Origin of the sequence: Paraburkholderia antibiotica (assembly GCF_012927125.1) — a bacterium.
Classification (GTDB): domain Bacteria; phylum Pseudomonadota; class Gammaproteobacteria; order Burkholderiales; family Burkholderiaceae; genus Paraburkholderia; species Paraburkholderia antibiotica.
This window is the reverse complement of record NZ_JABBFZ010000005.1, coordinates 266,481-282,091: the sequence shown is the minus strand read 5'-3', so window position 1 is coordinate 282,091 and position 15,611 is coordinate 266,481. Positions and strand designations below refer to the sequence as shown.

Sequence of the window (15,611 nt, the reverse complement as noted above, 5' to 3'; positions counted from 1 at the left end):
GGCTCAGATTTCGCGCTTCAGCTTGTCGGCCAGCTTCAGCGACAACGCGGCGATCGTCAGCGTGCAATTCACCGACGCGGCGCTCGGCATCACGCTGCTGCTCGCGACGAACAGATTCGAATGATCGTGCGTGCGGCAGTCCGCATCGACGACCGAACTCGCCGCATCGCTGCCCATGATCGTCGTGCCCATGATGTGATTGTTCGGCGCGAACGTGTCGTCGAACGTGACCTCGGTGCCGCCGAATAGCGTGGCGATCCGCGCGTACAGTTCGTGCGTGTTGGCGGCGCTTTTCTTCACGTAGTCGTTGATCGAGTAGTAGATCTCCGGTTGCGCAATGCCGAGCGCGTCCTTGTGATCCGCCGACGGCACCACGCGATTCTGCGGCTCCGGCAAATGCTCGTGAAAGCTGTTGATAAGCAGCGTGCGCGCCGCGCGGTCGCGAATCTGCCGGTCGAGCTCGGCGCCGGTCAGGCCTTTTTTCAGCAGGTCGGCGGTCACGCCCATCGTCGCCACGCCGTTCGACAGATGCAGCTTCTTCGACGCGTACTCGGAGCGGAACGCGCCATCGCGGAAGTTGACGATCGAGGTCATCTCCATCGGACCGCGGCCGGGCCACAACGGCTCGTTCGCAAGAAAGGTCACGCCAGTGCCCGGATGATCCATCAGGTTGCGGCCGACCTGATCGGAACTGTTGCCGATGCCGTGCGGAAATTTATCGGAGCCCGACATCAGCATCAGCTTCGGCGTTTCGATGCCGTTCGCCGCGAGCACGAACAGCTTGCCCGACACGCGCGTGCTGTTGCCGTTCGGGTCCTTGTAGTGGACCGCGGTAATCAGCCCTTTGTTGTCCGCTTCGATCCGATAGACCACCGCTTCGGGGATCAGCTTCGCACCGGCCTGCTCGGCCTTCTCCGCATGGATCACGCCGTTGTACATCGCGGCGATCGGGCAGATCGGCATGCAGTTGTTGTTGCCGCAGCAGGTGGGCCGCGCATCGTACGGACGGCTGTTGCGCGCGACCGGTTCGGGCACGACCTTGAAGCCCTGCGCGTTGAGCACGTCGCTGAAACGCTGGTCCATGTACGACAACGGCAACTGCTGCATCGGATACGGCTTCGAGCGCGGCGAGCCGAGATCGATCGAGCTATCGGGACCGGACACGCCGAGCTGCACTTCGGCGGCGACATACCAGGGCTCGAGCGTCTCGTACGGATACGGCCAGTCGCGGCCCACGCCATACAGCTTGTGCAACTGGAAATCCGACGGCAGCAGCCGCCATGCAGCCGCTGCCCAATGCCACGTGGTGCCGCCGACGAGCCGCACATATTGTGAGTTGTACGGATAATCGCCCTTCTGGATCAGGTAGTTGTTCGGCGGTGAGTACTCGGGATGCGGTGCATACGAAGTCGACGGATACGGCGTCGCGAAGTCGGATCTAGCCGGCGAATTGCGAAAATTCTCGACGATCTGCCAGCGCGGAATGCGCGGTCCGGCTTCGAGCAGAATCACCGACGCCCCCGCCAGCGCCAGTTGATGCGCGACCAGACTGCCGGCGACGCCCGAGCCGACTACGACGATATCGGCGGAATTTGTGTTTGCCATTGGTGCCCTCTTCTGCGCCCTTCTTCGCGCCCTTCTTCGCGCACTTCCCGCTGCGTGTCCGGCTCGCGGCCAGTCTTGTGGGTTCGTTGTCGTCGTCGCGTGTCTATGTGATCGGTGTGGTCGGCACGGCACGCGCGAGCGCGCCGTTCACGCCGACGCCGGCTTCCGCGTCCAGTAGAACGGCACGTCGCGGCAATAGGATGGAATCGTGAGCACGTCGGCGACGGGCGAGAACATCAGCGCCTTTTCATACGCGATCACCTCGACGTGCGGCAGCTCGCCGACAAGGCCGAGATACCACGCGCGCATGATCGCGCCGACCGTCTTCGCGAGCGCGGGCTGCTCGCCTTGCAACGCCTGCGTGACGGTATCGGACGGCACGCCGCCGTGCGCCTGCAGCCATGTGTTGAGCGCGGCGACGTTCTGCGCGAACTGGCTGTCGGCGTGCGACAGCGCGGCATAGGCGCGCTTGCCGAGCACGGTGTCGAAACTGCTGCGGCCGGTGAGATGTTGCGACAGCGCGAGGAACGCATCGAGTCCGCCGGCGGCCGGCGCATCGGCGGCAAACGCGGAGCCGAGCCACGACGGCGAGCGTCCCGCGCCAACGAATGCGAGTGTCGCGGCGACCGCGCATGAGCCGAGTACCCACGCTCTGCGCGAAGCGGAAAACGATACCGGTGAACCGGCGAGAGACATCATGCCGCGATAGGACTTCGATCCCAGGTGATGCGGCACGTCGCGGTGCGCATCGTTATTCTCGGGAACATCTGTCATGGAGGCTCCAGATGGTGAGTCGTTCCGAACGAGCGGCACGGCGACGGCATGATGCCGCTCGCGGGCCGCTTCGCCTGCCCTTCCCCAAACCTGGTCCGACGCCGCTTCAGCGGTCTCATCCGCGCGCGTGGTTCACGCGCGCCGCATGCGCGATGTGGCATGCATGACGGCGATGGCTGCATGGCACGCTGCGCCTGCGTTGCCGCTCACGGCACCTGTCGCGCCGCTCGCGTGACGGCCTCACGCACTGAAGGCCGGCCTGTCGCCATGCAATCGCCTTTCGATTGAAAGCGGCCTGCAAGGCCGCTGCGAAAGACTATAGCCTGTCATCCATCGATTCGACAAATGGTCATAAAAACCGCGGCCTGCGCGAGGCGGTCTGGAAAACGCGCAGTAAAATCCGCGGCACGGACCACAGTCCACACCACGCTCATGTCCATCAAATACTATCCGCAAGTACTTCGCAATCGCCCGCGCACGGTCATCGGTCTCTTGATCGGCATCGCCGTCGCGCTCGTCATGCCCGGCCACACGAGTCCGATGGCGCGTGCGCTGATCGGCTGGGACGCGGCCATCTGGAGTTACCTGCTGATGATCTGGGTACATATGGCCTTCGCCGACGAACACAGCGTGCGCGAATACGCAATCCGCGACGACGAAAACGCGGGCGTCGTGCTGTTCGTGATCTGCGTCGCGACGATCGCGAGCGTCGCCGCGATCGTGCTCGAACTCGCGTCGGCGAAAGGCGCGGGAGGCGCGTCGATCGCATGGCACTATCTGCTGACCGGCCTCACGCTGATCGGCGCATGGTTTCTGATCCCGACGATCTTTACGCTGCATTACGCGCGGCTCTACCACGACACCGACGCGCACGAGACCGCGCTGCTCTTTCCCGATCACAAGCTGCAGCCGAATTACTGGGACTTCCTGTACTACTCGTTCACGATCGCGGTCGCCTCGCAGACGTCCGACGTCGTGCTGCGCTCGCGCCCGATTCGCCGCGCCACGCTCGCGCAATCGATCCTGTCGTTCTACTTCAACGTCGCGGTACTCGGCTTGTGCGTGAACATCGCAGCGGGGCTGCTGGGTTCGTGACCGTAGCGGGACGCGAACATGAACGCCGGATGAAATTCATGTCATCCGCACGACGTGTCATGCGAGTGCCACGCGAGTTTCACGCGAACACCATCGAGTCGCTCCCCAAGCCCTCTGATAAGCGGCCGTGATGCGCGTTGCACCGCGCGCGCCGCCACGCTCGCGCGCGCCGTGTAAAACCCGCCCCGGCGCCGCCCCGTTTTACATGCCGACCGGACGCCTCGCGCGTATGGCGTGCATGCTTCATCGCGCAACGTTCGCTTGCGCACATTGCGTCGACGCACGCCCATCGCCGTTTCACCGCCGCCGCGCCGTTCCCCTGTCAGCCTGATTGGCACAACGTTTGCTGCTTTCCCACGAGTGTCGATCCGCCTCGTGCGGCCGGCGTGCGGCGTCGAGGTAGCCGCGACGGGCCAGCGATGTGCCGATCTATGCACTACTCTGACCTGTACGCGCCTTCGCAGACGCATCGCGCGGTATCCGGCTCGGCAAGCCCCATGAGCGCTGTGATCGCATGCCAACTGCATCCACACCGCAGCAGGACAACTCTGGAAACGACCGATGGAACCTCCAAACGGGTACGCGCCGCGGATTTACTTTTTTCATTCTCTTCTCGTTGGACCGCTTGATGCCTGGCCCGCGCAGTTCGCGCACGCGGCGGGGCTCGGCTTCGATCATGCGTTGATCGGCGGGCTGTTCGAGCCCGGTCAGGCCGGTCACGGCCAGGTGGTCGGCAGTCATGCGCGGCTGCATCCGGTGTTCGAGGCGAAGCAGCCCGCGCACGACGCGCTGCGCATGCTCGCCGATGCCGCGCGCCGCAATCGTCTGACGCTACTGGTCGATCTGGTGATCGACCGGATGGCCGCCGACGGCAGCTTGTACGCCGAGCATCCCGACTGGTTCCATCCGCGCGAGTCCGAGCTTGCACGGCTCGATCCGCGCCACGTGCATCGCGAGGACAACGTTGCCTACGCAAATTTCGACGATCCGGCGACGAGCGCGGCGCTGACCGTATGGTGGACGCGCCAGTTGCTCGCGCTTGCCGAGGCCGGCGTCGGCGGCTTCCGTTTCGATTCGCCGCATCGGGTGCCGGCCGCGGTATGGCGGCATTTGCGCGACGAGATGCGCGCGCGGCATCCCGATGTGCGTTTTCTCGCGGCAACGCCGGGCCTCGCGCGCGACGACCTGCCGGGTCTCGAAGCGGCCGGCTTCGACAGCGTGTTTTCGTCGGCACGCTGGTGGGACTTCCGTTCGAGCTGGATGGCCGAGGAGCACGCGGCGCTCGCGCGCGTCGGCGCGCCGATCGCGTTTCCCGAAGCGCCATACGACACACGCCTCGCCGCCGAACTGAGCGACGTGCACGATGCGGCGATCGTCGAGCGTGCGTATCGGCGCGCGCTGTTCACGTCGGTGGCGCTCGGCAGCGGCTGGATGATGCCGATGGGCTTCGAATACGGCATCGCCGAACCGCTGTCGCAAACTCGCGGCGACGCCGCGCAGTTCGCGCGCGCTGTGCAATCCCGGCGCTTCGATCTGAGCGGCGCCGTCACCCAGGCCAACGAGTTCGCGCGCAACACGCCGACGCTGCACGCAAACGGTGAATTACGCCCGCTGTCCGGGCCCGGCGCACCGGCAGCGGTCCTGCTGCGCGCCGACAGCGCCGATCTGCGCGACGCAAGCGAAGCAGTCCTGATCGTGGTCAATCCCGAACTCGGCGCGCCGGTGCGCGTCGATCCCGAGCGCTTTCTCGTCGGCGTGCCGGGCAGCTTCACGCGCTTCGCGCCGCTCGATCCACGCGGCCACGTCGAGCCCGCGGCACTCGCGCCGTTCGCGCTCGCGCCCGGCGCGGTGCGGCTGCTGTGCGCGAGCGCCGAGGCGCCGATCCGTCTCGCGCCGCCGCTCGACAAGGCGAACAGCAAACGCAGCGGCCACAAGACCGTGCTCGATGCGATCGACGCGCCGCGCGTCGCGATCGAAAGCGTGTCGCCGTCGGTCGAGCATGGGCGCTTCGCGGCCAAGCGCCGGGTCGGCGAACGCGCGGACATCAGCGCCGCGATCTTCGCCGAAGGTCACGACAAGATCGCCGCCGCCGTGCTCTGGCGCGCCGCCGACGAAACCGCGTGGCACGAAGCGCCGATGTCGCCCGCGCCGCCCGCCGGGCTCGACCTGTGGCACGCGCGCATTCCGCTCGAACGGATCGGCCGCTACGAATTCACTGTGGTCGCGTGGCGCGACGACTTCGCGTCGCTGGTCGAACACGTCGAGAAGAAGCTGAAGGCCGGCCAAACCGTCGAGCTCGAACTCGACGAAGCCGCGCACCTGTTCGCGCTCGTGCTCGCCGAAGTCGAGACGACCGAAGGCGCCGCGAAGGCGCCGCTCGAACAGATCGTGCGCGACTTCACGAAGGCCGACGCGCAGCACAAGCTCGCGCTGCTCCTCGCGCCGGCCACAAAGCAGGCGATGACCGCCGCGCGCCATCGGCCGTTCCTGAGCCGCGATCCGGTGATCTACAAGATCGACGCGGAACGCACGGCCGCCGGCTTCGCGAGCTGGTACGAGATCTTCCCGCGCTCGATGAGCGACGACGAAACGCGCCACGGCACCTTCGCCGACGTGACCACCAAGCTGCCGCGCATTCGCGACATGGGCTTCGACGTGCTGTACTTCCCGCCGATCCATCCGATCGGCGTCGCGAATCGCAAGGGCCGCAACAACACGCTGACCGCACAGCCCGGCGACGTGGGCAGTCCGTATGCGATCGGCGGGGCCGAAGGCGGTCACACCGCCGTGCATCCGCAACTCGGCACGCTCGACGACTTCAAGGCGATGCTCGCCGCCGCCCACGCGCATGGCCTCGAAATCGCGCTCGACTTCGCGGTGCAGTGCTCGCCGGACCATCCATGGTTGAAGGAGCATCCGACGTGGTTCGCGTGGCGCCCCGACGGCACGCTGCGCTACGCGGAGAATCCGCCGAAGAAGTATCAGGACATCGTCAATCCCGACTTCTATGCGCACGATGCGAAGCCCGACCTGTGGCTCGCGCTGCGCGACGTGTTCCTGTTCTGGATCGACGCGGGCGTGCGCATCTTCCGCATCGACAATCCGCACACCAAGCCGCTGCCGTTCTGGGAGTGGGTGATCGGCGACGTGCGCGCGCGCCATCCCGACGTGATCTTCCTCGCCGAAGCGTTCACGCGGCCGCGCATGATGAACCGGCTCGGCAAGATCGGCTTCTCGCAGTCGTACACGTACTTCACGTGGCGCGAATCGAAGCGCGATTTCATCGAGTACATGACCGAACTCACGCAGACCGGCGCGCGCGATTTCTATCGACCGAACTTCTTCGTCAACACGCCGGACATCAACCCGCGCCATCTGCAAGCGCAGGGACGCACGGGCTTTCTGATTCGCGCGGCGCTCGCGGCGACGCTCGCCGGCCTGTGGGGCGTGTATAGCGGCTTCGAGTTATGCGAAGCCGCGGCGTTGCCGAACAGCGAAGAATATCTGGATTCCGAAAAGTATCAGTTGCGCGCGTGGGACTGGCATCGACCCGGCAACATCGTCGGCGAGATCACCGCGTTGAATCGCATCCGCCGCGCCAATCCGGCGCTGCAAACGCATCTCGGCCTCACCTTCCTCGCCGCGCACAACGACCACATCCTGCTGTTCGAGAAAGCGACCGAAGCGCGCGAGAACGTGATCGTCGTCGCGATCAATCTCGATTCGTACAACGAACAGGGCGCCGATATCGAGCTGTCGTGGGACACGTTCCAACGCTGGCATCTGCACGATCACGGCGCGCTCGAAGTGACCGACCAGATGACCGGCGCGCGCTTCGAATGGCACGGACGCTGGCAGCACGTGCGACTCGGCTCGGGCCAGCCGTTTTCGATCTGGCGCATCGCGCCGCTCGGCGGACTGCCCGCCGAACGTCCGGAAGAGACCGGCAGCGATCCCGACAGCGCTCATCACGCAGACGCTGGCAACCCAACCTGGATGGAGGGTGGAACATGAAGCGTGACGATCCAGCTCAAACCGCGCACGACGCGCAAACGGCCACCGCCAGCGGCAGCGCGGCCAAGGCTCACGCACGCCGGCGCGGCAAGCCCGCGGTGCTGAGCGACGACCCGCTCTGGTACAAGGACGCGATCATCTACCAGGTGCACATCAAGTCGTTCTTCGACGCGAACAACGACGGCGTCGGCGATTTCCCCGGCCTGATCGCAAAGCTCGACTACATCGCCGAACTCGGCGTCAACGCGATCTGGCTGCTGCCGTTCTATCCGTCGCCGCGCCGCGACGACGGCTACGACATCGCCGATTACCGCAACGTGCATCCCGACTACGGCCAGCTTGCCGACGTGCGGCGCTTCATCCAGGAAGCGCACGCGCGCGGCATCCGCGTGATCACCGAACTCGTCATCAACCATACTTCGGATCAGCACCCGTGGTTCCAGCGCGCGCGGCGCGCGAAGCCCGGCTCGAACTATCGCAACTACTACGTGTGGTCCGACACCGATCAGAAGTACCAGGAAACGCGGATCATCTTTATCGATTCGGAGCCGTCGAACTGGACTCACGATCCGGTCGCGGGCGCGTACTTCTGGCACCGTTTCTATTCGCACCAGCCCGACCTCAATTTCGACAACCCGGCGGTGATGAAGGAGGTGCTGCAGGTAATGCGCTTCTGGCTCGATATGGGTATCGACGGGCTGCGGCTCGACGCGGTGCCGTATCTGGTCGAACGCGAAGGCACCAATAACGAGAACCTGCCGGAGACGCACGCGATCCTGAAGAAGATCCGCGCGACCATCGACGCCGAATATCCGAACCGGATGCTGCTCGCCGAAGCCAACCAGTGGCCGGAAGACGTGAAGGAGTACTTCGGCGACGAAGACGAATGCCATATGGCATTTCACTTCCCGCTGATGCCGCGCATCTATATGTCGATCGCGAGCGAGGACCGCTTCCCGATCACCGACATCATGAAGCAGACGCCGGACCTCGCCGAGTCGAACCAGTGGGCGATCTTCCTGCGCAATCACGACGAACTGACGCTCGAGATGGTCACCGATTCCGAGCGCGACTATCTGTGGAACACCTATGCGAGCGACCGGCGCGCGCGGCTGAACCTCGGCATTCGCCGCCGTCTCGCGCCGCTGATGGAGCGCGACCGCCGCCGCATCGAGCTGATCAATTCGCTGCTGCTGTCGATGCCGGGCACGCCGGTGATCTACTACGGCGACGAACTCGGGATGGGCGACAATATCCACCTCGGCGACCGCGACGGCGTGCGCACGCCGATGCAATGGTCGTCGGATCGCAACGGCGGCTTCTCGCGCGCCGATCCCGAGCAACTGGTGCTGCCGCCGGTGATGGGTTCGCTGTACGGCTTCGACGCGGTCAACGTCGAGGCGCAAAGCCGCGACCCGCATTCGCTGCTGAACTGGACCCGTCGCATGCTGTCGACGCGGCGCGCGAAGCAGACCTTCGGGCGCGGCACGATCCGCTTCCTGAAACCGGAGAACCGCAAGATCCTCGCGTATCTGCGCGAGATGCCGGGCGAGGCGCCGATCCTGTGCGTCGCGAATCTGTCGCGCGCGCCGCAGGCCGTCGAACTCGATCTGTCCGAATTCAACGGCTTCGTGCCGATCGAATTGACCGCCGATTCGGTGTTCCCCGCGATCGGCCAGTTGACCTATCTGCTGACGTTCCCGCCGTACGGCTTCCTGTGGTTCATGCTGTGCGAAGGCGGTCAGCGGCCGACGTGGGCGCAGGCGCATTCGGTGCCGCTGCCCGAGTTCGTGACGATCGTGATTCGCGAAGGCCAGACCGGGCCGACGCCGGACAACGTGCGGCTGCTCGAATCGGAAGTGCTGCCGTCGTGGCTGAGCCGGCGCCGCTGGTTCGCGTCGAAGGATCAGAAGATGCACGCGGTGCGGCTCGCCGCGCTGACCACGATCCCGAACGGCGGCTTCGCGTTTACCGAAATCGAAGTGGACGTCGGCCATCACACCGAGCGCTACGTGGTGCCGATCGCGATCACCTGGGGCGGCGAAACCACCACGCCGCTCTTCATGCAACTGGCGCTCGCGCGGGTGCGGCGCGGTCGCAACGTCGGCCATCTGACCGACGCGTTCGCGCTGCCGATCTTCGCGCACAACGTGCTGCGCAAGCTGCGCGAACGCGCGGTGGTACCGACCGTGCAGAAGAGCGAGATCCGCTTCATTCCGACCGAGCGCTTCGCGGAACTCGACGAGCTCGGCGACCGCCCGGAAATTCGCTGGCTCGCGGCCGAGCAGAGCAACAGCTCGCTGATCGTCGCCGATGCGGCGGTACTGAAGCTGGTGCGGCGGCTCGTCAGCGGCATTCATCCGGAAGCGGAAATCAGCCGCTATCTGACCCAACTCGGCTATGCGAACACCGCGCCGCTGTTCGGCGAAGTGGTGCGCGTCGATCCCGAGGGCGTGCCGCATACGCTCGCGATCCTGCAGGGCTTCATCGACAATCAGGGCGACGCGTGGAACTGGTCGCTCGATTATCTGCGCCGCTCGGTCGACGAACTCGCGATCGCGATCGATACCGAAACGCAGAACGTGCCCGACCGCACCAACGAATCGATTCTGCTCGATGGCTATGGCGAACTCGCGGGTATTATCGGCAGACGGCTCGGCGAGTTGCACGTCGCGCTCGCCACGCCGACCGACGACCCGGCGTTCGCGCCGGAACCGGCCAACGCCGGCCAGGTCAAGGCGTGGGTCGACGGCACGCAGTCGATGCTCGCCGCCGCGCTCGACCTGCTCGGCCCGCGCATCGCGGAGATGAGCGATCCGGACACGAAGGCGCTCGCGCAAAGCCTGCTCGATCGCCGCAAGCTGCTGGTCGAGGCGGTCGAGCAACTCGTGGCGACCAACGTGGACGCATTGCGCATCCGTATCCATGGCGATTTCCATCTCGGCCAGGTGCTGGTCGCGCACGGCGACGCGTATCTGATCGACTTCGAGGGCGAGCCCGCGCGCTCGCTCAAAGAGCGTCGGCAGAAGTCGAGTCCGTTGCGCGACGTCGCGGGTCTGATGCGTTCGTTATCCTATGCAAGCGCGGCTGCGCAATCGACCACCGAAAACGCGCCGCAGCAGACCGCCGACCGCAAGCGCGCGCTGTTCGAGCGGTTCCGCGCGCAGGCGACCACCGCGTTCCTCGCCGAATACCGCGCAGCGGTCGCCGAAGCGCCGACCCCGCTCGTCGCGCCCGAGGCCGAAGAGGCGCTGCTCGATCTGTTCCTGATCGAGAAGGCCGCCTACGAGATCCGCTACGAAGCCGCCAACCGGCCGACGTGGCTCGGCCTGCCGGTGCGCGGCCTCGCGGCGCTCGCGAGCCGGCTGCTCGGCGACACCGGCACGCCGTCGGCGGGCGCGCCGTCGGAAGATCAGTCAACCCAGGCGCCTGGCGGCGCCACACCGCCTAACCCGGCCGAGGGCGACTATGAGTGAGCACGATCCGGCCGCCGGCCTGCAACCCGTCGATATCGACGCGCTCGCCGAAGCGCGTCATCCCGATCCGTTTTCGCAGCTCGGCCTGCATCACACCGATGCCGGGCCGATCGTGCGCGCGCTGTTGCCGAATGCCGCGCAGGTCAGCGTGATTTCGCGTGCCGACGGCGCGACGCTCGGCGAACTCGAACAACTGCGCCCCGGTCTGTTCGCGGGCCGCGTATCGGCGGCGCTGCCGTATCGGCTGCGGATCGACTGGCATGGCGTGGTGCAGGAAGTGGAGGACACCTATTCGTTCGGCCCGGTGCTCGGCGACGAACCGCTGGAGCGGCTCGCGCGCGGCGATCCGTATGCAGTGCTCGAATGCCTCGGCGCGCGGCCGGTCGAGATCGACGGCGTGCCGGGCGTGCGCTTCGCGGTGTGGGCGCCGAATGCGCGGCGCGTGTCGGTGGTCGGCGACTTCAACGCGTGGGACGGCCGCCGTCATCCGATGCGGCTGCGTCATCAGGCCGGCGTGTGGGAGCTGTTCGTGCCGCGCGTCGGCGCGGGCACGCGCTACAAGTACGAGCTGCTGTCGCGCGACGGCCACCCGCTGCCGCTGAAGGCCGACCCCTGCGCGATGCAGACGGAACTGCCGCCGGGCACCGCGTCGGTGGTCGCGCACGTCGACGAGGTCGAGCAGTTTCCGTGGACCGATCACGACTGGCTGCAAACGCGCGCGGAGCGGCAAACCGCGCGCGCGCCGATCGCGATTTACGAAGTGCATGCGGAATCGTGGCTGCGCATCGCCGAGCAGGGCAATCGCGGCCTCGACTGGGACGAACTCGCCGAGCGGCTGATTCCGTACGCGAAGAGCATGGGCTTCACGCACGTCGAATTTCTGCCGATCGCCGAGCATCCGTTCGGTGGCTCGTGGGGCTATCAGCCGCTCGGGCAGTTCGCGCCGTCCGCGCGCTTCGGCAAGCCCGAGCAGTTCGCGCGCTTCGTCGATCGCGCGCACGAGGCGGGGCTCGGCGTGATTCTCGACTGGGTGCCCGCGCACTTTCCGAACGACGCGCACGGCCTGATCGACTTCGACGGCACGCCGCTCTACGAGCATGCCGATCCACGCGAAGGCTATCATCAGGACTGGAACACGATGATCTACAACCTCGGCCGCAACGAGGTCAGCGCGTTCCTGATCGCGTCGGGGCTCGCGTGGCTGAAGCGCTATCACGTCGACGGCCTGCGCGTGGATGCGGTCGCGTCGATGCTGTATCGCGACTACTCGCGCGCGGCCGGCGAGTGGGTGCCGAACATCTACGGCGGGCGTGAGAATCTCGAATCGATCGCGTTCCTGAAGCGCCTGAACCACGAGGTCCGCTACGTGCCGGGCGCGCCCGGCGCGATCACGATCGCGGAAGAGTCGACCGCGTGGCCGGGCGTGACCGCACCCGTCGAGAGCGGCGGACTCGGCTTCGACTTCAAGTGGAACATGGGCTGGATGCACGACACGCTGCACTACATGCACGAAGACCCGGTGTACCGGCAGTACCATCACCACAACCTGACGTTCGGGATGGTCTATGCGTACTCCGAACGTTTCGTGCTGCCGCTCTCGCACGATGAAGTGGTACATGGCAAGGGCTCGCTGCTCGGCAAGATGCCGGGCGACCGCTGGCAGCGCTTCGCGAATCTGCGCGCGTACTTCGGTTTCATGTGGACCCACCCGGGCAAGAAGCTGCTGTTCATGGGCGGCGAATTCGGTCAGATGGCGGAATTCGACCATGACGGCTCGCCGCACTGGCATCTGCTCGACGATGCGCATCATCACGGCGTGCAGTTGCTGGTGCGCGACCTGAACCAGTTGTACCTTAACGAAACCGCGCTTCACGAGCTCGACAGCGAACCGGGTGGCTTCGAATGGCTGATCGGCGACGACAGCGGCAACAGCGTGTTCGCGTATCGACGCACCGACGGCGCGGGCCACGAGTTCGTCGTCGTCTGCAACATGACGCCGGTGCCGCGGCTCGGCTATCGGCTCGGCCTGCCATGCGGCGGACGTTGGGCGGAAGTGCTGAATACCGATGCGGGCGTGTACGGCGGTTCGAACATGGGAAATGGCGGCGTGATTCATACCGACCACATCTCGAGCCACGGCCGCCCGCACTCCGCCGCGCTGACGTTGCCGCCGCTCGCGACGATCGTCCTGCGCGCGGATTGACGAACCTGCCTCGACGCGGGCGCGCGGCGCACCTCCATGCGTCGCGCGCCCGTTGCATGAAGACCCGGGCCTTGCGTCCAACAATCAGAACAGGAAAGGGGAATCATGTCGCATGCGATGCCCGACCGGCTGCTGGCCGGCTCGCCCTACCCGCTCGGTGCGAGCTGGGATGGTCTCGGCGTCAACTTCGCCGTGTTCTCGGCGAACGCGCAGAAAATCGAGCTGTGTCTGTTCGATCCGACCGGCCGCAAGGAAATCCGCCGCTACGCGATGCCCGAATGCACCGACGAAGTCTGGCACGGCTATCTGCCAGGCGCGCATCCAGGCACCGCGTACGGTTTTCGCGCGCATGGGCCGTATCAGCCGCATTTCGGTCATCGCTTCAATCCGCACAAGCTGCTGCTCGATCCGTATGCGCGCAAACTGGTCGGCCAGTTTCGCTGGTCCGACGCGCTGTTCGGCTATCGCGTGCATTCGAATCGCGCCGACCTGTCGATCGACCGGCGCGATTCCGCGCCCGCGATGCCGAAGTGCGTGGTGATCGACGAGGCGTTCGACTGGTCGCACGACAAACGCCCGGACGTGCCGTGGGGCGACACCGTGATCTACGAGACGCATCTGCGCGGCGCATCGATGTTGCGCGCCGATCTGCGTCAGCACGAACGCGGCACGTTCGCGGCGCTGGCGTCGCCGGAGTTCATCGAGCATCTGCTGAAGCTCGGCGTGACCGCGGTCGAGCTGCTGCCGGTGCATGCGTTCCTGAACGACCGCTTCCTGGTGGAGCGCGGTCTGCGCAACTACTGGGGCTACAACACCGCCGCGTTCTTCGCGCCGGAGCCGACCTATCTGAGTTCGCACCGGCTCGACGAAATGCGCATCGCGGTGCGGCAACTGCACGCGGCCGGCATCGAGGTGATTCTCGACGTGGTCTACAACCACACCTGCGAGAGCAACGAAATGGGGCCGACCATCTCGTGGCGCGGGCTCGACAACGCGAGCTACTACCGGCTGATTCCGGGCGACGAGCGTCACCACATCAACGACACCGGCTGCGGCAACACGGTGAACCTGCCGCATCCGCGCGTGCTGCAGATGGTGATGGATTCGCTGCGCTACTGGTCGAGCGCGTTCAATATCGACGGCTTTCGTTTCGATCTCGGCGTGACGCTCGGGCGCGAGAGCCACGGCTTCGATCCCGGCTCGGGCCTGTTCGACGCGTTGCGCCAGGACCCGGTGCTATCGCAGCGCAAGCTGATTTCCGAGCCGTGGGACATCGGCCCCGGCGGCTATCAGCTCGGCAATCATCCGCCGGGCTTCAGCGAATGGAACGACCGCTTCCGCGACACCGTGCGGCGCTTCTGGCGCGGCGACGCGGGTCTGCGGCCCGATCTCGCCGCGCGCCTGACCGGCTCGGCCGATCTGTTCAACCGGCGGCATCGCAAGCCGTGGGCGTCGATCAACTTCGTCACGTCGCACGACGGCTTTACGCTGGCCGACGTCACCGCGTACGAGCAGAAGCACAACGAAGCCAACCAGGAAGACAACAACGACGGCCACAACGAGAATTGCAGCCGCAACTGGGGCGTCGAAGGCGTCACCGACGACCCCGCGATTCTCGCCACGCGCCGCCGTGTATCGCGCTCGCTGATCGCGACGCTGTTCATCGCGCTCGGCACGCCGATGCTGCTCGCCGGCGACGAGGCGTTGCGCACGCAGCGCGGCAGCAACAACGCTTATTGTCAGGATAACGATCTATCGTGGCTCGACTGGGATCTCACCGATTCGCCGGAGGGCCGGCGCATGACCGAATTCGTCGCGCGCGTGATCGCGTTGCGCAAGCAGCATCCGCTGCTGCGCGAAACGCGTTTTCTGTTCGGCGATCGCGAAGTGCTGCCGGGCCTGTTCGACGTCGGCTGGTTCGACGAGCACGGCGATCCGTTGACGATCGAAGCGTGGCAGGATCCGGAAGGTCGCGCGCTCACGTTGCGTCGCGCGGGTCCCGGCCTGAATGGCGAAACGGAAGTATTGTTACTGATGCTCAACGCACACGAGGAACCGTTGCCGTTCGTGCCGCCGGCTCCGCATCTGGAATGGCATGTGCTGCTCGATACAGCAGCCCCGGAGCGCGCGCCGCAGCCTCTCGCCACGGCCGCGCTCGACGTCGCCGCGCACGGCCTCGTGATTCTTGCCGCGCAGCCGACCGGCGAGGCGGACTGGCAGGCCGGCTGGAAAGCCGGCGCGCAGCACGGGCAGCGCCTGTTGACCGCGCTGCCGCCCGATCCGGGCGCGCAGACGTCGGACGGCGATGGCTCGTCGTGAAAGAGTCGAAAGAAAGCGTCGCGATGGCCGGGACGCTTGAGCGAAGACAAACCGCGCCGCCGGGCTGGCAAGAATGTTGCGACGCAACGTCGAGCGCACCGCGATGCATGGGCATCGCAATGCGC

7 protein-coding genes are annotated in these 15,611 nt (G+C 66.0%); 5 read left to right on the top strand and 2 right to left on the bottom strand.

What is annotated here, in order from left to right; translation table 11 throughout:
* Positions 1-3: 3 nt before the first annotated feature.
* Both HHL14_RS12130 and HHL14_RS12125 read right to left on the bottom strand, forming a co-directional pair.
* Positions 4-1,605: a GMC family oxidoreductase gene (locus HHL14_RS12130; protein WP_169497846.1), complete on the bottom strand. Its 1,602-nt coding sequence runs from the start codon at positions 1,603-1,605 to the stop codon at positions 4-6.
* 147 nt (positions 1,606-1,752) lie between these two features.
* Positions 1,753-2,379: a sugar dehydrogenase complex small subunit gene (locus tag HHL14_RS12125; RefSeq protein WP_169497845.1), complete on the bottom strand. Its 627-nt coding sequence runs from the start codon at positions 2,377-2,379 to the stop codon at positions 1,753-1,755.
* A gap of 432 nt (positions 2,380-2,811) precedes the next feature.
* Between HHL14_RS12125 and HHL14_RS12120 the strand changes: the two genes are divergently transcribed.
* The 5 genes from HHL14_RS12120 to glgX all read left to right on the top strand — a co-directional run bounded on the left by HHL14_RS12120 (position 2,812) and on the right by glgX (position 15,486).
* Positions 2,812-3,474 (top strand): DUF1345 domain-containing protein, encoded by a 663-nt coding sequence (locus HHL14_RS12120; protein WP_169497844.1) that lies wholly within the window; start codon positions 2,812-2,814, stop codon positions 3,472-3,474.
* Between the two features lie 561 nt (positions 3,475-4,035).
* Positions 4,036-7,488: a maltotransferase domain-containing protein gene (locus tag HHL14_RS12115; protein ID WP_169497843.1), complete on the top strand. Its 3,453-nt coding sequence runs from the start codon at positions 4,036-4,038 to the stop codon at positions 7,486-7,488.
* Positions 7,485-10,964 (top strand): maltose alpha-D-glucosyltransferase, encoded by a 3,480-nt coding sequence (gene treS / locus HHL14_RS12110; protein WP_169497842.1) that lies wholly within the window; start codon positions 7,485-7,487, stop codon positions 10,962-10,964. Before HHL14_RS12115 ends, treS begins: the two co-directional genes overlap by 4 nt.
* The gene (glgB, locus tag HHL14_RS12105) at positions 10,957-13,167 is read left to right on the top strand and encodes a 1,4-alpha-glucan branching protein GlgB (protein ID WP_169497841.1); all 2,211 of its coding nucleotides are present in this window, start codon (positions 10,957-10,959) and stop codon (positions 13,165-13,167) included. The genes treS and glgB overlap by 8 nt, the downstream gene beginning before the upstream one ends.
* A gap of 105 nt (positions 13,168-13,272) precedes the next feature.
* Complete coding sequence (gene glgX, locus HHL14_RS12100; RefSeq protein ID WP_169497840.1) at positions 13,273-15,486, top strand: glycogen debranching protein GlgX; 2,214 nt, start codon at positions 13,273-13,275, stop codon at positions 15,484-15,486.
* The last annotated feature ends 125 nt before the right edge of the window (positions 15,487-15,611 follow it).

Excerpts from the sequence above, each read along its gene's own strand:
- HHL14_RS12125 (WP_169497845.1), bottom strand. The coding sequence starts at position 2,379 with ATGACAGATGTTCCCGAGAATAACGATGCGCACCGCGACGTGCCGCAT.
- glgB (WP_169497841.1), top strand. The coding sequence starts at position 10,957 with ATGAGTGAGCACGATCCGGCCGCCGGCCTGCAACCCGTCGATATCGAC.
- HHL14_RS12130 (WP_169497846.1), bottom strand. The coding sequence starts at position 1,605 with ATGGCAAACACAAATTCCGCCGATATCGTCGTAGTCGGCTCGGGCGTC.
- HHL14_RS12120 (WP_169497844.1), top strand. The coding sequence starts at position 2,812 with ATGTCCATCAAATACTATCCGCAAGTACTTCGCAATCGCCCGCGCACG.
- glgX (WP_169497840.1), top strand. The coding sequence starts at position 13,273 with ATGTCGCATGCGATGCCCGACCGGCTGCTGGCCGGCTCGCCCTACCCG.
- HHL14_RS12115 (WP_169497843.1), top strand. The coding sequence starts at position 4,036 with ATGGAACCTCCAAACGGGTACGCGCCGCGGATTTACTTTTTTCATTCT.
- treS (WP_169497842.1), top strand. The coding sequence starts at position 7,485 with ATGAAGCGTGACGATCCAGCTCAAACCGCGCACGACGCGCAAACGGCC.